Origin of the sequence: Sulfolobus sp. B1 (assembly GCF_007050195.1) — an archaeon.
In the GTDB taxonomy this organism is placed as follows: Archaea; Thermoproteota; Thermoprotei_A; order Sulfolobales; family Sulfolobaceae; genus Saccharolobus.
In genome coordinates this window covers 1-18,401 of record NZ_QIMI01000021.1, presented here as the reverse complement: position 1 = coordinate 18,401, position 18,401 = coordinate 1, and the positions used below count along the sequence as shown (strand labels likewise).

Here is an 18,401-nt window from a genome sequence, read left to right as displayed (position 1 = left end):
CTGGAGGGCAGGTAGAAGAAAAAGCTGGTTCGAATCACTTAAAAGATTCGCTGAAAAATATAACATTCCTATCTTGAATTACGTCGGTGAGGTATTAAATTATCCGTCTAACGGGGCCATGGCTTTAGATAAGTTTGACTTAAAGAGGGCAGATTTACTCCTCGTTATTGAGGCAGAAGTGCCATACTTTCCTAAAAAACTTGATCTTGACATACCTATTATTAAAGTAGACGTCGAGCCTTCATATTCCTATATTCCTTATTATGGATTTAGATGTGATCTTTGTATTCAGTCTACGCCAGATAACTTCTTGGACTATATTTCTCTTAGGCCTAAGAATGCTGAGGTGATTAAGGAATTAAAAGCAAAGCAGGATGAGGAAAAGAGAAGATTGATTGAAAGCTTAATGGATAGAAAGCCAATACATCCTAAATATTTATCTCATGAAATTGGTGAGATCGCGCATGAATATGATTTAGCTATCTTTAATGAATACCAATTTGATCCCAGATATGCCAGATTAAATGAATTCGGCTCTTATTTCGCCGACTTATCAATAGGGTATCTAGGTTTCTCTTTAGGAGCAGCTGTAGGTTATAAGATGGCAACTAATAAAGATGTAATAGTTACTACTGGGGATGGTTCTTTCATTTTTGGAGTTCCTGAGGCGTTTTATTACATTGGATATAGATATCCAGTCATGGTAGTAATTTATGATAATGCTGGCTGGTTAGCCTCTGCTGAAGCTGTAAATGAGGTCTTCCCAGAAGGATTAGCAAGGATTAAGAAATACTATCCTGGAGCTGACTTCAGTAGATTTGAAATTGGCAAAACTGTTGAAGCTTTTCACGGGTATTATGAATTAGTGGAGGAGCCATCAGAGATTAAACCAGCCTTGTTAAGAGGGTTAGACAAGTTAAGAAGAGAGAATAAAATAGTTGTGATCCAAGTTATTGTGGATAAGGTGAGATAATTGAAAATATGCGAAAAGGAAGTTTCACAGATAGGTTTTGGTACTTGGAAGTTGGGGGGAGGCTTTTGGTCGCCAGATTACTCCAGAGATAAGGAGAGTGTAGAGGTAATAGAGTACGCAATTAGTAGAGGTATAAATTTGATAGATACTGCAGAAATGTATGGTGGAGGTCACGCAGAAGAACTAGTAGGAGAGGCTATCAAGCGATTTAATAGGGACGATTTAATAATTGTCACAAAGGTCTGGCCTAATCATTTGATGTATGAGGATGTTATAAAGTCGGCAAAGAACAGTTTAAGGAGATTAAACAGTAAATATATAGACTTATATTTAATTCATTGGCCAAATTCCTCGGTTCCCCTTGAGGAGACTAAAAATATTCTATCTACTTTAAATTCTTTCAATAAAGATAAGAAAGCTTTACCACCATTCATATAACCTAATTGCCTTTCTGATATAAAACATTGTTTTTCATATAGGTTAAATTAATAGTTTTTAATATCTAATTATGTTATTTTTAAATTTTCGATCTTTATTCTTCTGACGTATGTCTTTTACAAATTAATGGAAAAACTCTTATATGTTATGTTCGAAAATTAAACTATGAACGAAATAATAAATGGCATCATAAAAGAGGATGAAAACTATTTAATGCAATCCTTCAAAAGATGGTACCCATTCGTCATAAGTCGTGGAAGTGGTGCTTTGGTATATGACGTCCAAGGAAAAGAGTATATTGATTTTAATGCTGGTATAGGAGTATTAGCCTTAGGGCATGCAAATGAAAAGATTATTAATGCAGTCAGCCAACAAATGCACAAGTTTTTCCATTATAGTTTAACTGATTTCTACTATGAATTAGCTATAAGAGTGGCTAAGAAATTGGTCTCATTTATGCCTTATCCTGCAAAGGTGTTTTACACTAACAGCGGTACAGAAAGTGTTGAAGCTGCTATAAAAATAGCTAGGGGGAATACTGGAAGGCAGTGGATCATAGGATTTATGAATTCATTCCACGGCAGAACAATGGGTTCCTTAGCATTTACATCTAGTAAATCCGTACAAAGAAAATCGTTTTCACCATTATTATCATCAACATATTTAATTCCCTATCCCGATAAGAGAAATCCTCTATGTAAAGAAGACTGTACTGATAATCTATTATCATTTATAGAGGATTGGCTGTTCAAAAAGATCGTAGATCCTAGCGAAATAGCTGCTTTTATTGCTGAACCAATACAAGGAGAGGGAGGAGTAATCGTACCGCCATATGATTTCTTTTATAAACTTAATAGTATTCTGAAAAAATATGGTATTTTGTTAATTCTTGATGAAGTTCAAACTGGTATTGGTAGAACCGGTAAAATGTTCGCTTTCGAACACTTTAACGTAACGCCTGATATGATTTGTATTGCAAAAGCTATTGGAGGTGGTATACCATTAGGTGCCGTAGTAGGTAGAAAAGAGGTGATGAATTTACCAGCTGGATCGCACGCTAATACTTTTGGAGGTAATCCATTAGCTCTAGCTGCTGCCGAGGTAGTATTAGATGAGGTACCCAGGTTATTGGACCACGTGAGTAGCTTAGGCAAAAAGATAGTAGAGGAGTTGAAAGATACTAGATCACCATACGTTTATGAGGTTAGGGGGTTAGGATTATTGATAGGAGTTGAGCTTAGAAAGGATAATAAACCTTATGTAGAAGGACTAGAAAAAGTACTTTATAATACCTTTTTAAGAGGAGTATTAGCTATAGGCGCTGGAGAATCAGTTGTTAGAATAGAACCTCCACTTATAATTCCGGAAGATTTAGCAATAAAAGGAACTAAAATAATGAAGGAGGAAATAGAAAAACTTTAACTTTTATCTATTATTATTACTATTTTTTATCAATAACTATCAGCAATATAGATATAGCAATTAGAACTATGTCTAGGTATAGCGAGATATATACGTAAGGATTAAACGGCAATCTCTTACCCACAAATAATGCTGGCCCTAACCTGGTTTCTGCCAATAGTGCCAAATCTATGGTATAAAAGGCTGTAATTAATGGATAAGCATATCTTAATCCAATTATCATAATTATTGCTGCTAATATGGCTAGTGAGGCAGTAAATCCAAAAAAGATATCGTATATCATCGTAGCATTAGGATTAGGCAAAACAGCATGTGTTAGCACTAGATGTACTCCAGCCCATAAGGCTGATAATATGGCACCTATCCACCTAACTGACAAATTTACTGCACTAATTTTCCCTTCTGCCATGATCTCACCTTTTTACAATTTCTCAATATTTTTATAAATTATAAAAATAGTTTTACCCAAATCAACCGTGTTATTGAAAAATAATCTAACTTACCCATTTGTTAAAACTCATCAAAAGAAATTTTTAAGTCTATGAGAGCTATGTTAGAGTATGATTATTACTTACCTTGCGGGAATTGAATCTCTGCTAGCAGGAACGACAATAGTTTTTGGAGGAGTAGTTGAAGGATATGGGTATGGATTATCTTTAGGTACTAATTGGCCATACACAAAGGACATGTTACAAGTAGCAGCTAAAAGAGATCCAGAGGCAATACATAGAATACTAGCCACATTAGTTGGAATACTCTCTTTAGCTATCCTAATCATCCATCCTTCTCTTATATCAATTATCGGGTTTGTCGCAGTAGTCTTCACTGCGTTATTAGGAATGGCTACACTATATGTATTGGCTGGAAAGTTACCTTCAATATTTCAAGGGTTTCACGATATAGCTGCATACACAACCTTTGTTACATACTTCTTATTAATGTTACAAGGTTTGAATATATTCAAGTTAAGTATTCTTTCATTCTTGATTGATGCAATAATACCACCACACTTTCTGTATTTCGTAATTTTCATGGGAGGAGTGGTAACTGGGACCAGAAGAATGAGGTTAAAAATAGGGAAGGTATGGGAAAAGAGTCAAGAAAGAAATATTTGGCTTCAAATAGCCTGGGTGATTCATGGAATAGCTGCACTAATATTTATTATTGCATTGGTATTACTTCATTATTGGCTTACTTTAGCATTTACAGCAATTGAACTGGTTGTAGGATTGTGGGTGTGGGACTCAAGTAATAGAAACTCTCTTAAGCCTGGGATATCTGTAGGCTTGCATCAACTATTCTCAATTCTCGTAGTAGTTGCTATAATATTGAATAGTATCAGTTGAGGTGCATTATATCACTTTTCATAGTGTTGTGATTTCATCACTTGATCTAGGGTTAAACCAACAGTTGATTCAGCAGACAAGTTATAATATTTTTTCATTAACTTTGATATTGAATCATATATTAACTCATAAACATGCGATCTATTAGATTCTAAGAGGGAGGATACGTAATTCCAAGGTTTTCCTTGAATTACTTTGGCTATCAGCACTAGCTCCTCTTCCCTTGATAAAGCCCAGTCCCTTTTAGAGTCCCAGAAATACTTAATTGCTAACATGTGTATCCCATCTGCAGAAGACTCATAAGGACTGATTCCTTGCAAAAATGATACTACTTTATCAATTAGAATGTCATTTATGTTAACAGTTTTGTTTGCTCTAGCTCCTGTCAAAAGTAATCTAGCAACTTCCGGATTAATATTAAAGTACACATCGTGGAGTGTATTTAGAAGTTTTTCCTTTAATATGTAAGCTGATATTTCTGTTATTTTCTTTGCTATATCACTTATAGGTTTCATAACCACAACGGGATAGTCCCCGAGTTTCTCATTTTTCTTAGGAGATATGTGAACTGGAACGAAACCATTTTTGATCCAGAAATTCAAAACTTTGGGATCAGACATAAATGAAGAACCTAACCAATCTATTCCCTTTTCTTTTGCCTCGTTGAAGATAATGTTAAGCATTTCACTCCCAAAGCCCTTATCTTGTAATTCTTGTAAAACAGCTATTCTAACTATTCTCCAACCTTTTAGTTTTCCAAAATCCCTTATTCTTACATGCTTTATTATTCTATCTGGAATTAGATCACCATCAAAAGTGCCACCCTTTAACGCCATGTCAATTAAGTTATCCGGCAGTTCGCCCTCTTCGGCTATCTGACAAGCCGCTATGTAAGAGTTATTATCAGAATACAATGCCTTGATTAAGTGATGGGCACCATCTAACATAATCATTAAATCATCAGGATTATTCCTATAGTGAGCTGTAACCATTATTCCGTATAGTGATCTTAATTTCTTATCATCGTCAATTAGCTCAGCCTTATCAATGTCTTCATAGTTAATTAGATTTATCTCTGATTTAGGCTCCTCTGGCTCAGCATCCAGTAATAAGGCATCATACAACCATTTCTCTATAGGATCACCTTCAGCATAACGTAATGGTTGCTCCATATTTACCCATTTTACCTTAATTCTCCTACTTTCGATTAACCTCCTTAAATACCTTAAGAAGGCTTTGCTCGATCCTTCATATCCGTGGACTGTGGTTACCAGAACTACTTTTCTCCACATCCTTAATGCTAAGTCTATGTAATTCACTCCAAGTGATGCTGCTTCATCTATAACTAATAAATCGCCCTCATCCTCTAAAGCAGCATCATGTGGGACATATTCTACCTTGAAATCACTACCTTTTATTATTTTTACGTGCCCCGTATCACTCATCTTAACCCAGACGTTTTCACCTAATCTCTCCATCGCATTTTTTACAAAGAGCATGACTTGAGATGCACTAACTATTGAAGGAGCAGTAACTACGATTTTCGCGTTTCTCTCTCTCTTACTCTTATACTTAGCTACTAAACTAGCAATTGATAAACCGGTCACAGAACTCTTTCCCCTTCCTCTTGGCGCGGTTAATACTAGAACCCTCCTTCCACCGCTAAGCATAAAAGAAAAAGATTCGATTACTCTATTCTCGTCTTCGCTTAATGACAATTCATGAATCTCTTTAGGCATTATAGGTTTTGATGGAACCTTCTTTTCTGGCTTAGGTTTAATATCACCAGAAAAGGGTCTTACTTCAAATTGATCACCAATAATCGTAAATATACCCTCATGCTCTTGCAATTTTTTCTTAAATCTTCTTTCATATATATCATATATTTTGTTATTTCTTATTATAGAAGATCTAAATACCATCTTGTCCTTTATAAGATTATCAGTATAGATAATTACCAGACCACCACCTCTCGCTAGATCCACAAGCCTACCTATATTAATTGGTTGGAAATTATCAACTGTATCAAGAATTACTAGGTCATAAGTGTTTCCTAGCTTATATTCGGCATTAGCGTAATCAATATCATCGAACTTTTGGAAATATCCCTTTATTTCCTTCATCCTATCCTTTGAGCCCTCAGCCCAAGGAACAAAACCATAAGCAACTGAAGGATCCTTTTTAAAGCTCAAAAATAGTTCTATAATTTTTTTCACTAAATCAAAATAATTACTTTTTTCTATATATACTAAGTTACGATAATACCTTGCTTCACCATCGATTAGGGATTTCTTCAATACCTCAAAGAACTGATCTTCATTAACCATAGCTTACAATTTATATTTCTTCTTTATAGCTTCTTCCATATCAATGCCCTTTAAATTCGCAATTGATAATGTCCAGGCTAAGACATCAGCTAACTCCTCTTGAATAGACTCAGTATTATCTGATAATAATGCTTCAGCTAGTTCTCCTACTTCTTCAACCAGCCAAGTAAATGTAGCATAAATTCCTCTTTCAGAATCCTTCGCATAATACATTTCCTTCATTTTATCTTGTATTTGCTTAAGTTCCAAGTCCTATTTCCCTCTTCATTAACTTAATTTCATCTTCAGAAAATAATATTCGTATCTTCATCTCTTCTTTAAAGGTATTATTAACGAAAAACACATCGATCATTCGAGAGTTTATTACGTTATTAATGAAATTCGAATCAACCATGTATTCTACAGTTAAAGGGTTTGAGGGATCATCCATAATGATATGTCTAAAAATTATTTCCCTACCTTTTCTATCTATCTCAAATAATACATCTACATTAGATGATCTAGGATAATCATTAGTCATACAGATAACGTCATTTATACAACAAGCCATGCAAACTCCATCCTCTAACTTATCTTTCACATCCTTAGGTATTTCCATAATACTGATAAGTATTTATGTTAAAATAATCTATTAAATAATTATGCCATCTGCTTCAGGAAAAAGAGTCGTGTCGTCGCAAAATTATGTGGCAAGTTATGTTGGAGCTAAGATATTAGAGAACGGAGGTAATGCATTCGATGCATCAATAGCAGTTAGTGCAGTTCTCTCGGTTGTAATGCCACACACTAGCGGGTTAGGGGGAGACGGATTTCTACTAGCTAAAACACCAGAGGGTATTATAGCTTATAACGCATCTGGTTGGGCATCAAAGGAACTTAGTGTAGAAAAAATTCCAGATTACAGAAGCCCTTTTACAGTAATGGTACCGGGATTAGTAGATCTATGGCAGTTTATCCATGAAAATTATGCTTCTAAACCTTTACAAGAGTTATTAAATCCAGCGATTTCTATAGCATCTAATGGATTTATGGTAGGGAGAAGTTTACATCACGCTATTGTAAGTTCGTTTAAATTGTCTGAGGATTGGCAGAAAGTTTATGGAAACAAGAGATTTAGTGACGAAATTAGGTTAAATAGAATGGCTCGAATATTGAAGCATATTTCCAGAGACCCTAGAGAATTTTATGATGGAAAAATAGCTGAAGATTTAGTTAAAGGATTAAGAGAAAGGGGAGTACCAGTAAGCTATGAAGATTTTAAAGAATTTCATGGAGAAAAGGTAACTCCTTTGAAGTCAACGTATAAAGGATATACCCTTTATGAATTACCTCCAAATAGTCAAGGATTAACAACGCTAGAATTGCTGAAAATGATAGAGTTAACTGATATTAATAAAATGCCATATAACGATATAGGAAGGATAAACGAGCACGTTAGATTAAGTGCTTTAGCTTATGAAGATAGAAACAAATATGTTGCTGATCCACGTTTTGCAAGCGTTCCAGTCGAAAAACTACTCTCAGAAAGCTACATATCAAATAAATTATCAGAATACGGAATTGAGGTTAAGGTAAGCTCTCACGGTGATACAACCTTCTTTACTGTAACTGACGGGGAGAACGAAGTTGGATTTATTCAAAGTTTATTCTATCCATTCGGTTCCGGTATCGTTGTAGAAGAAATACCTTTTAATAATAGAGGAGCAGGTTTTACTGAAGGAATTAACAAACCAGAGCCTAGAAAAAGGCCTTTACACACTCTTTCGGTATTACTAGCTGAGAACGATAATGAGAGATTAATAATAGGGTGTGCAGGTGGAGATTTAAGACCACAAATTCACGCAGAAGTATTAGAGTATTATGTGGACTATAAGATGGAGATTGACGAAGCCGTATATGCACCAAGGTTTATGTACTTAGGGAATAAGGTTATAGCAGAAAAAAGGCTTGGAATAACGGCAACTCAAACTGATTACTATTCTCCAGAAGTAGGTGTTGTTCAAGCATTAAAATATAAAAAAGGTAAGTATATTGGAGTAGCTGATATTAGAAGCGAAGGAGTAGCGCTACCTATCTAAATAGAGCCTCGCCATCACATCCGCTATATTTAAACGCCAACAATAATGCTCCATATTCTGGATCACGAGAAGATATAACTCCTTTTATGTTGTTATTATCTAAATATTCTTTGAATAGATTATAATAGATTTCAGAATTAAACATCCCTCCCTTTAGATATATTCTGCTCACACCAATCTTTACGGCCATTTGAATTGAATAAGATGCTAATTCGTATGCAGCAGTCTTTAAAATATTATATGCAACTTGATCTCCCTCCTTAGCAGCTTCACTCACTGCAGTAGCTAACGAGGCAATTTCTTTTACTTTATGACCTTCATGGTATGCCCATTTAATTAAATCATCCAGAGAATTTATTTCTAGAAGGCCCATTATTTTATCAGCCAAAATAGTCTTAGGAATTCTCGCGTCTAACATTTTTCCTAAAGCCCTTAAGGCTTCTCTTCCTATCCAATAAGCTGAACCTTCATCGGCTATTAACCAACCTAATCCCCCATATCTAAATCTTTCCTTACCGTTAAACCCTACTATTACGCTACCAGTTCCTGCTATCGTAATAACGCCTGGATCACCTCTAGTCTCAGCATAAAGTGCGACAAAACCGTCATGATCCACATAAGTCGAATTAGATACATTTCTTAATGCCTCGCTCATTATATCATAATCATACTTAGAATCTATACCAGCTAATCCTATATAAGCTACATCTGGTTTCATGCCTTTAGTAGCAGACATTATAGCTTTTCTGATGTTTTTCACAGCCTCCTCCACACCTACGTTATGGAAGTTACCGGGGCCTCCTAATCCTTTGCCTATTAAATTTCCGCTGCAAGTATACGCTATAGCTGATGTTTTGGTTCCTCCTCCGTCCACTCCAACAAGTATCATACAAAATTATATTATGTCATTAGAGCAATTTAAATGAATAGTTTAAAGAATCTAAGTAACTCTTGGGATCTCCAACGTTTAACCAAGTTTCACTTTCTTTCATTTCTAACGCATAAACTTCTCTATTATCCAAAATCAAGTTTTTTATACCATAAGTCAATTCTAATTCCCTATTTTCCTCGACTTTAACTCTTTTTAAGGCGTCAAATATCGATGGTTTAAATATGTAAACAGCTACTAATCCCAGGTTAGATTTAGGAAATTGAGGTTTTTCCTCTGCATCAGTCACCTTATACATTTTATGATTATCATAATAGCCCTTGTCAACAACTTCGACTACTCCATATCTCTTAGGATTTTGAACTCGCCTTACTAGAAGTAAGGCATCTGGAGATATTTCTTCATATAAAGATTTTAAGGAATCATAGCCTTTAGTTAGAACTCCGTCATCGGCATGAACAAAAAATGGTTCGTTTCCGGAAAAGTCTTCTGCCCTTAATACGGCATCTCCAAATCCTTTTGGAGTTTCTTGAAAAACGAATGTCGGAGTCCTTTCAAATAGATATTGCATTAATAACATGCCATTCTTGCCTACTACTATACAGAATTTTTCTATTCCTATGTTCTTTAGTGAATCAAGTATTAGATCTATGATCGGTCTGGTAACTTTACCCCCATTTTCCGTCACAAAAAGCGGTAACAATGCTTTAGGAAGAAAAGTAGTAATATGCTTCATTCTGCTTCCTCTACCCGCAGAAGTAATTATTGCCTTTCTTAACATGTTATAGTTATTGAATAAAGCATGAGTAATAAATTTAATGAATAGATATTCTTAATCCTCTTCTTCATTTTCTTCCTCTATCATACTAAAGATCTCAGCTAACAAAAATCCAATAATTATCCATGTCATAAAGACATAAACCTCAATTGGCGAAGCTTGTTCCATAGAGTATATAAGGATAAAGAAGCTAAATACTGAGGCGATTAAACCTATACTAATTTGCAATTTTCTCTTATTTATCTTCTTTAAAGATATTCTGACTAGTGAAAAGTTAGAAGACAAGTGTACGAATAAGCTTGATAACACAGCTATTGCTCCAAGTATTTCAAAAGCTAGAAAAGGAGCTTTAACAATATACAGCATCAACGCAGTCAACATTATATACAGAATTGAAGATAAGGCAACAGCTCGTGTTGGACCTTTATGATTTTCAAATTTACTAAGAAACTTAGGTAAAAATCCTACTGAGGACATTGCAAAAATTGTTCTAGATGTTGCCGTTAGAAAGGCTAACGCACCTAATATACCATCATTGATTGACGCAAAGAGAACAAACACTAGTGTCACAATACCCAACCTATCTTTTATTAGGTTTAGTATATCTATCTTTGTGACATTGGATATAAGATGGAAATATACTAAATGGTCACCAATTGCGTATACGTCAAAGGCAGCTAGAAGACCACCTAATAAGATAACGGTTATGATAGCTCTACTTATAGTTTTTCTTGCATTCTTAGCCTCACCAGATATTGGAGTAATAGAACCGTAACCTGTAGGAATGGAAGAGCCGAATAGAATAGCGAAGGCTAACTTACTAAAATTTATATGCACAGAGAAAGGATTATAAAAGTAAAAGTGCGTGGATTGAATAAACAAAAAAGCTAAAGTAGTCATTACTGCAATTTCGAGAGACGCTGCAACTATTGCATATTTAGTACTTACCCTAATGCCTAATATAGCAAATATGGAGGTTATTCCTACTATACCTAATCCTACAATCCATGGACTTATTCCCAGTACATGGTAAATTACATATGTTGCACCTAAAATGTATGCCACACCATATGTCAGTGAATAAAATACGTACAACCATCCAGTCTCGAAGCCTAGCCTCTTGGTGAGTGAATAAAAGGCGTATGTATAATATCCCCCTTCTTTTGTGAATCTCTTAGAAAGCTCATATACTACGAGACCATTTATTAAGACTAATAAAGTACCTAGTATAATAGCTATAGGACCAAATAAGCCAGCATATAAGAAAGCTGCTAGACCATATGTTAATATGCTTAAAAATGGAGATTGTCCACCCATTGAGAGGAACACGATATCAAGGAAGCTTAAATGCCTCTCTGGTTCTCGCGTTTTTTGTTGCTCATTAATTGATGGTTTAGACATTCGAAGAATAGATTAATCTGTTCAGTATTTAAACTCTCTTTGAATTTACAGTAAAAAATTACTTAAGAATATTTATCTTTTGAACTAATTTAAATAATGACATCACTACATACACGTCAACTACCGGCATGAAATCTGTGACATAGAAACTAAATAATGTGTGATTTCCTAAGAAATAAACTATTACAAAGCCTATCCACTCAGTCCATGCCCACATTGTGGTGACTATTAGTTTTATGTCCTTAAAAATAAAAGCAATGGGAGTAGTAATTATCCATAATATTAATACGTATGGGTTTGTACTAGCATATAAGTTATAACCTAAATAGAATGGATGTATATCAAGAAACCAGTCCCATGGTGTAGATATCTGGGAAGTTGCAGTCAATGTAATATGTCCATTAGTTACGTCCCAAATTGCTCTATGTATTACTGTAGCATCTAACCAAGAGGTTACACCACCATAATATGCTATCAGCGGTATAGAGAATAATACATAAATAAATATGGGTAAACCCAAGCCATAAATTGCTCTTCTCTTAATACTGTTAGTCAATTCACCTAGATAAAATAAGAAGGGGAAAATTAATACATAAGCAGGTTCTTTTGATAACATAGCTAAAGCCAAAGTAATAGATGACAAGAGTATATTCCCCCTTAAAAGAAAATATAATGATAATATTCCAAAGAAAGATACATATATGTCCAAGAGACCTATACCATGAAGTACCCAAAAGTTAGGATCTAACGCTATAAGTAAAGCTGATAACAACCCTGCTATATTACCTAAATATCCATTACCAACTATCTTCTTAGACAAGAAAAACGCAACTAGTATAGTTAAATCGCCTAAAATCCAACTTGGTAATCTCCATGCTACTGGATTATAGCCCAATAGATATATAAATACAGCCATGATATATTTAGCTAAAGGCGGATGTTCCGGATTCAAATAAGTTTGAATATTTTGCTCATTAGGATACCCAATAGTCGACATAGGTGGAGGTGTAACATGAAACACATATTTTAAAAGGTTGTAAGCAGCTGTAGGATACCAAACCTCGTCTCCGATATATCCATTGATTGGTGCAAACGTAATCACTGTCTCATAAGTATAAACTATTAATAAGCTAATTAGGGCAATGTAAAAGAAATAATCAATCCACTTATTATTAAATTGCATAAAAAACGATTTATTTAAAGGTTTTTAAAACTTCTCCAACATCAGCGTTTTCATGTACAATTTTTGAAATTGCCTTTGCTAGTCTATCTGGCTCCTTGGCTTGCCATAAATTACGTCCAACGGTAACTCCTTTTGCTCCAGCTTGTAAAGCATCCCTTAGCATTTGCAAAAATTCTTCATCATTACTAGTCTTAGGTCCTCCTCTTATTAATATTGGAGCAAAGGCGACGTTAACAACCTCTTTAAACATCTCCTTATTACCAGTGTAATCAACCTTCAAAATGTCCGCACCTATTTCAGATGCTAGCCTAGTTACATATTTCACTAACTCGTTATCTTTCACGGAGTCTTGATTTCCTTTATTCACAAATAATGGTTCTATGATGAACGGAATTCCGTAATCATTAGCCTCTCTTCTCACTGACGCTAAAGCCTCTAAATTATACCCCTCAACCCTATCATCACCATATCCTACTACTAAGTAAGTTACTACGGCATCTGCCCCAACATTTATAGCGTCCTTAAGTCTGTATATTAACGAGTAATAACCAGAGTCATACTCCTTATACTTCTGTCTCCAAACATTTGCAGTATCCAGTCTAGCAATTAACATAGGTGAACTCCTTGAGAAGAAGTTCTCCTTCACCAACTTCACCATAGCTGGAGTCATTTGTAACGCATCTGGACCATTTTTGGCAATCTTACTAACTACCTCGACAGGGTTTTCTATGCCCTTTAGGGGACCCATTACTAATCCATGATCTAAGGCTACTACAAAAGCCCTACCTTTCTCGAATAGCTTATTTATGCGGATTTCTAACCCACTCACACCTATCACTTATAATATCTTTGCTTAAATTCTCTTATAATTAACGTAAATAACTGCTTACCATAAGGATTTAAAATAACATTGAAAGAAGAAAACACGATTATCCAAATTATAGAATATTCTATCATTTGCAAGAAGGTAATTGGCTTAAATCTCATGGATATAGGAAGAGAAATGAACGATAAGAGTAAGGGAATTAAGAACTCTTTTAGTGGAAATGAGAATTTGTATATCCTTGATGACAACTTAAAGGACGTAAAAAGCATTACGAGAGAGTTGATGAGTAATCCTATAGTCATTAACATAGCTACTATGTATGAAGGATAAGAAGAGAAGAGATATATCAATAATGAAGATGCTCCTAACCCAACTAGAGAGAAAACTAGGTTATTCCTAGTTAAGCTAAATACATAACCCTTAAACTCGTTTTGTGAGTTAGGGGAAAGAGTGGGATCAGCCATTGTAATTGCTTGATAAAAAATCCCATATAAACCCCTTAGATAATTAGAGAAAGTTAAAACGTATAATGCAAATATGGCTTGTATATAATCTGGTCTTAGCTTAAATAACAAACCGTAACCATCTAAATAAATTAGGGTTAAGAATAAACTACCAATTATAGAGTATAATTTAATAGAGACGGGGATAAGCGAGGGGTCCTTATCTTCTGCTAGCTTTGCCATTAACCCAGTATATGAGGCTTGTGTCCATATCTGAATATTACTTACAATTATGGCTGACTCAAAATATGCAACCACTATATCAGAATTGGTAATCCCCAAAGCTATCCATACAATAGATGCTTCTAAAATATATTGAAGATAATTAGCTATGTAGACCAACGACTTACGAACTGCTGCTTTAGCTATATTAAAATCTAACTTAAGATTAGCCCTAATGAAAAAGATATTGAAAAGTATTTGAGCGATATAGCCTATATCGTACGCTAGTATTACAGCAAGAATTGAAAGATTAAGAACAAACATAAAAAACAAACCGAAGATAAGTCGTAAAGCTTGAAATACTACTGCAGATATCCCTACTATTTTTGGAGTTCTACCTTGAGCTATAGCGTTAGTTACTTTTAGCAGATAAGTAAGTACTATTAACGAGATCGCTGAGTAAAAATACAATGGAATGTCAAGCTTAGTTAAAGATACATAGTATGGTACTAATAAAGCAAAAATTATACCAGAGAGGGCTCCAGACAGTAAGTTTACTATAACGATTCCACCCACGTCTTTTTTCTCCGCAGAGTATCTCGAAGTTATCAAAGAAAACAGATCCGCAGGAATTGTAAAATAACCAACAGTAAAAACGTACAGAGTCTGCCAAGTAGCGAAATATGTCGTGCCGTAAGGTGGGTTAGATAGGTATCTAGCTACGAGAAACGTGAATATGAAAGATAATGGAGCGACGGAAATTCTAAATAAAACGTTATATAATCCGATCCTTGTCACTCCTTCTCTTCTCTTTCCCCTTTCCAAAATATTCACCTACAAAATAGAAAATATCGTATCTTATCTTCGATCTCAGCCTTACTATATTTATTATTTATGCTTACATTTATCTCCTTAAAAGAGGTTGAAGATACAAAGGGTAAATTAAGGCATTCCTCCTCCTTTGTCATGATCTCAATTATAATTTCACTTATACTAATTTTTCGATTTTGAGCTATCCTTCTGAGAATTTCGTACCATTCTCTGACAATCTTTATTTTGACCATATTACTTTAAATTATTTCGGTAATTAGGTATAAAGTTTAACCTTCAATCATATCATCTATGGCTCTCGCCACGTCCCTTATAGAAATTATACCTTTTAGATTCCCTTGATCATCTACCACTGGTAAATGTCTTATATTGTACGATCTCATTAAACTTAATGCTCCAGTAATAGGTGAGTCTTGCCTAACCATAATCAAATTAGTTGTCATAATTTCTTCTGCCCTAGCTGACAAATCTTTTCCATTACCTATTGCTTTTACTATATCTCTCTCAGTTATAATCCCAACAGGCTTATCTCTATCAACAACAATTACTGATACAATATTATTTTTAGTCATTATTATAGCAATCTCTTTAAGACTTGTATTTCTATCTACTGTCAAAACTTGGGTTTTCATGTAATCACTTACTAATTCTTCTTTCATCATATTCATTATTATGTGGAAAACTAATTTAAACCCTAGCTATGAATACTATCATATGAATCTAGCTGTAGTAAAATTAAGAGTAAATATGATATTGGCTACAATTGGAATCTTATTACTTGGATTTGCCCTAGCATTAGCTGTAGCTGACTATGCGTTTGATGCAACATTTGGCTTAGGGTTAATAATTTCAATATTGATTTTCCTTTTCTTCTTTGATATAATTCAGTGGCTTTTTGGACCTTATTTAATAAACTGGGCTTACAGAACAGTAGAAGTAAGTCCTAATGATCCAGTATATGGTTGGCTATATAATCTTGTAGCAGAAGTTGCGAGATATAATGGTTTCAAAGAAGTTCCTAAAGTTTATATAGCTGATGTGCCTTTCCCTAATGCATTTGCATATGGTAGTCCTATAGCTGGAAAGAGAATAGCATTTACTTTACCTATCTTGAAATTACTTAATAAAGAGGAGTTAAAAGCAGTAGCTGGACATGAGATTGGACATTTGAAGCATAGAGATGTTGAACTACTCATGGCTGTTGGATTAATACCTTCATTAATATATTATTTGGGATGGTGGCTGTTCTGGGGTGGATTATTTAGCGGTGGAGGAAATGGAAGAAATAACGGGGGACTTATATTCTTAGTAGGAATAGCGATGATGGCAGTCAGTTTTGTGTTCCAACTATTCGTATTATTCCTTAACAGAATGAGAGAGGCATATGCTGATGTTAATTCTGCGTTAACAGTTCCGGGAGGGAAAGAGAACTTACAGTTAGCCTTAGCTAAATTAACCTTATCCATGGATCCAGAAGCATTAGATAAATTCAAGAAAAGAAATACTACCAACCAATTAACGAGTATGCTGTTCTTCACTAATGGGATTGAAGAAGTTCCTGCATGGAATGCTAGGGAACTAGTAGAAATATGGAAAAATAGTAAAGTGCCATGGTATGCTGATATATTAATGGATCATCCTCATCCAGCTAAAAGAATTCAACTATTAGAAAAGATAAATAAGTAAATATTTTTATTGTGTAACAAAACATCTTTTTAGGAAATTTATATTATATATTATTCAAATTCTATTGTGGCTGGAGGTTTAGATGTTACATCGTATAACACTTCTTTTACTTCTGGAAACTTATTCACAATTTCCTCAGCTATTCTATCTAATATCGGAATCGGTATTTTTGCGTAGTCTGCGGTCATGAAGTCTTCAGTTAAAACTGCTCTAATTCCTATAGAATATTTTCCCACTTGTTTCTCCCTTACTCTGCATAACACGTGAGTTACGTCGTATTTTTGAAGCTTATCGATTATCTCCTTAATATTTGTTATATCCTTACAGCTAAGCTTAATTATATTACCGTAGGATCTTACATCTCCCTTTACTCCAGTAGCTTTTACGAGATATTTATAAACATTAAGTCCGTTTAACGTAGTATCAACTCCATCGCTCTCAAAAATCACCGCAAAGTATTGCGAATAGCCAAAGCTGTTTAAGTAACTCTCGACGATCTCGTTAGCTTCTCTAACAATGGATAGCTTCTCCTTAGTAAACTTCCCAACTGTTCTTACTAGTAAACCGGGACCAGGGAACGGTTGCCTTTCAGAAATTTCCCTTGGCAATTTTAAGTATCTAGCTAATTCCCTAACCTCATTTTTGTATAAGTCCGCCAATGGTTCAATTACCGTAAATCCCCAAGTTTTCTCTGTATTTATTCCTATCTGAACTAAAACATTGTGCTGAGTTTTAATTCCTCCTTGAGTTTCAACCCAATCTGCGGCTATTGTTCCTTGCATTAGGAGCTTTGCATCATATTTTCTCATAAGAGAAGAAATAGTTGAATAAAATAAATCTCTAAACTTCCTCCTCTTCTCCTCAGCATCTGAAGTGCCTTCAAGAGATGATATAAATTTATCGCTTTCATCAATTACTTCCAAATTTGGTAAAACATCTTTCAGATAATTTTTAACCCTCTTAGCTTCATCTTTTCTTAAGAACCCTGTATCTATCAAAACCGGTACTATTCTTTCTCCTAAAATTCTATAGCCTAATACTGCTGCCGTAGTGCTATCTACTCCACCACTTACAGCGGCTAGGACTTTCTCGTTACCTACTTTCTCTTTTAGTTGAGGCGATATTTCCTCGATGAATGAAGAAGGATCAAACATTTTAACTTATTTTCTATGCTATGCCTTATAAATCTCCATTATCTCATCTAAATGTAAATACTTGTTTAATAAAGTCTCTATTAAAGATACTTGACTTTGAATTTCTTGATTCATAGATGATGAATAAACTTCAATATCCGACAATTCCTTTAATAACTTCTTTCCTCCCTCCGAGAACAAGCTACCATGAATACTAAGTCCAATGAAATTATTATTATAAGCGCCATCAAATACACTTACTTTCATATTATTTCTCGAAACTATTTCTATTATCGGTTTCTCATCTTGATACCTAATTATCCCTCTCCTAATTTCATAGCCTTCTATTTCACCAAAATTAGAAATAGCTTTAGTCATAGAAACAATTTTCCTTTTATCATAATATACATTAAAATCAAATATAC

19 protein-coding genes and 1 pseudogene are annotated in these 18,401 nt (G+C 34.5%); 6 read left to right on the top strand and 14 right to left on the bottom strand.

Features of this window, described 5'->3' with window-relative positions; translation table 11 throughout:
- The 3 genes from DMP16_RS02770 to DMP16_RS02760 form a co-directional block, all read left to right on the top strand.
- The coding region (locus DMP16_RS02770; RefSeq protein WP_255446775.1) for a thiamine pyrophosphate-dependent enzyme at window positions 1–973 on the top strand (973 nt) is incomplete at its 5' end.
- The gene (locus tag DMP16_RS02765; RefSeq protein WP_143576872.1) at window positions 974–1,411 is read left to right on the top strand and encodes an aldo/keto reductase; all 438 of its coding nucleotides are present in this window, start codon (window positions 974–976) and stop codon (window positions 1,409–1,411) included.
- A gap of 165 nt (window positions 1,412–1,576) precedes the next feature.
- A complete protein-coding gene (locus DMP16_RS02760; protein ID WP_069282707.1) occupies window positions 1,577–2,833 on the top strand; it encodes an acetyl ornithine aminotransferase family protein in 1,257 nt (418 codons plus the stop codon).
- A gap of 19 nt (window positions 2,834–2,852) precedes the next feature.
- Here the strand turns inward: DMP16_RS02760 and DMP16_RS02755 are convergent, their stop codons facing one another.
- Window positions 2,853–3,242 carry a hypothetical protein gene (locus DMP16_RS02755; protein ID WP_069282706.1) on the bottom strand — a complete coding sequence of 130 codons (390 nt, stop codon included), beginning with the start codon at window positions 3,240–3,242 and terminating at the stop codon, window positions 2,853–2,855.
- A 151-nt stretch (window positions 3,243–3,393) separates the two neighbouring features.
- Here DMP16_RS02755 and DMP16_RS02750 point away from each other — a divergent pair, with 151 nt between their 5' ends.
- On the top strand, window positions 3,394–4,179 hold the full coding sequence (locus DMP16_RS02750) for a cytochrome C oxidase assembly protein (RefSeq protein ID WP_069282705.1): 786 nt from the start codon (window positions 3,394–3,396) through the stop codon (window positions 4,177–4,179).
- A gap of 11 nt (window positions 4,180–4,190) precedes the next feature.
- Here DMP16_RS02750 and DMP16_RS02745 read toward each other — a convergent pair whose 3' ends face one another.
- Genes DMP16_RS02745 through DMP16_RS02735 form a run of 3 tightly spaced genes read right to left on the bottom strand, consistent with a single transcriptional unit; the run spans window position 4,191 to window position 7,104 of the window.
- Entirely contained in the window at window positions 4,191–6,506 is a 2,316-nt protein-coding gene (locus tag DMP16_RS02745; RefSeq protein ID WP_069282704.1) for a tRNA(Met) cytidine acetyltransferase TmcA, read from the bottom strand.
- Window positions 6,507–6,509: 3 nt separating this feature from the next.
- Window positions 6,510–6,755: a MazG nucleotide pyrophosphohydrolase domain-containing protein gene (locus DMP16_RS02740; RefSeq protein ID WP_069282703.1), complete on the bottom strand. Its 246-nt coding sequence runs from the start codon at window positions 6,753–6,755 to the stop codon at window positions 6,510–6,512.
- Window positions 6,745–7,104, bottom strand: coding sequence for a hypothetical protein (locus DMP16_RS02735; protein WP_069282702.1), 360 nt, complete (start codon window positions 7,102–7,104; stop codon window positions 6,745–6,747). The genes DMP16_RS02740 and DMP16_RS02735 overlap by 11 nt, the downstream gene beginning before the upstream one ends.
- A gap of 43 nt (window positions 7,105–7,147) precedes the next feature.
- Here DMP16_RS02735 and DMP16_RS02730 point away from each other — a divergent pair, with 43 nt between their 5' ends.
- The gene (locus DMP16_RS02730; RefSeq protein WP_069282701.1) at window positions 7,148–8,584 is read left to right on the top strand and encodes a gamma-glutamyltransferase family protein; all 1,437 of its coding nucleotides are present in this window, start codon (window positions 7,148–7,150) and stop codon (window positions 8,582–8,584) included.
- Here the strand turns inward: DMP16_RS02730 and DMP16_RS02725 are convergent.
- The 8 genes from DMP16_RS02725 to DMP16_RS02690 are packed head-to-tail and all read right to left on the bottom strand — an operon-like array spanning window position 8,577 to window position 15,816.
- On the bottom strand, window positions 8,577–9,473 hold the full coding sequence (locus DMP16_RS02725) for an N-acetylglucosamine kinase (protein ID WP_069282700.1): 897 nt from the start codon (window positions 9,471–9,473) through the stop codon (window positions 8,577–8,579). The two genes, DMP16_RS02730 and DMP16_RS02725, sit on opposite strands and share 8 nt — an antisense overlap.
- A 19-nt stretch (window positions 9,474–9,492) precedes the next feature.
- Entirely contained in the window at window positions 9,493–10,254 is a 762-nt protein-coding gene (locus DMP16_RS02720; protein ID WP_069282699.1) for a sugar phosphate nucleotidyltransferase, read from the bottom strand.
- Between the two features lie 51 nt (window positions 10,255–10,305).
- Window positions 10,306–11,652, bottom strand: a complete 1,347-nt coding sequence (locus DMP16_RS02715) for an APC family permease (RefSeq protein WP_069282698.1) — start codon at window positions 11,650–11,652, stop codon at window positions 10,306–10,308.
- Between the two features lie 58 nt (window positions 11,653–11,710).
- On the bottom strand, window positions 11,711–12,835 hold the full coding sequence (locus tag DMP16_RS02710) for a glycosyltransferase family 39 protein (protein WP_069282697.1): 1,125 nt from the start codon (window positions 12,833–12,835) through the stop codon (window positions 11,711–11,713).
- 10 nt (window positions 12,836–12,845) lie between these two features.
- Window positions 12,846–13,664 carry a class I fructose-bisphosphate aldolase gene (locus DMP16_RS02705; protein WP_069284626.1) on the bottom strand — a complete coding sequence of 273 codons (819 nt, stop codon included), beginning with the start codon at window positions 13,662–13,664 and terminating at the stop codon, window positions 12,846–12,848.
- 5 nt (window positions 13,665–13,669) lie between these two features.
- Window positions 13,670–15,151, bottom strand: coding sequence for a teichoic acid transporter (locus tag DMP16_RS02700; protein ID WP_255446774.1), 1,482 nt, complete (start codon window positions 15,149–15,151; stop codon window positions 13,670–13,672).
- Between the two features lie 5 nt (window positions 15,152–15,156).
- Window positions 15,157–15,390, bottom strand: coding sequence for a hypothetical protein (locus tag DMP16_RS02695; RefSeq protein ID WP_069282696.1), 234 nt, complete (start codon window positions 15,388–15,390; stop codon window positions 15,157–15,159).
- 36 nt (window positions 15,391–15,426) lie between these two features.
- Window positions 15,427–15,816 carry a CBS domain-containing protein gene (locus tag DMP16_RS02690; protein ID WP_143576873.1) on the bottom strand — a complete coding sequence of 130 codons (390 nt, stop codon included), beginning with the start codon at window positions 15,814–15,816 and terminating at the stop codon, window positions 15,427–15,429.
- Window positions 15,817–15,871: 55 nt separating this feature from the next.
- On the opposite strand from DMP16_RS02690, the gene htpX reads away from it, so the two are divergent.
- Window positions 15,872–16,843 carry a zinc metalloprotease HtpX gene (gene htpX / locus DMP16_RS02685; RefSeq protein WP_143576871.1) on the top strand — a complete coding sequence of 324 codons (972 nt, stop codon included), beginning with the start codon at window positions 15,872–15,874 and terminating at the stop codon, window positions 16,841–16,843.
- A 50-nt stretch (window positions 16,844–16,893) separates the two neighbouring features.
- Here htpX and DMP16_RS02680 read toward each other — a convergent pair whose 3' ends face one another.
- Window positions 16,894–17,997, bottom strand: a complete 1,104-nt coding sequence (locus DMP16_RS02680) for an ATP-binding protein (RefSeq protein ID WP_069282694.1) — start codon at window positions 17,995–17,997, stop codon at window positions 16,894–16,896.
- An 18-nt stretch (window positions 17,998–18,015) separates the two neighbouring features.
- Window positions 18,016–18,401, bottom strand: a pseudogene (locus DMP16_RS02675) (cobyric acid synthase); the annotation flags it as partial.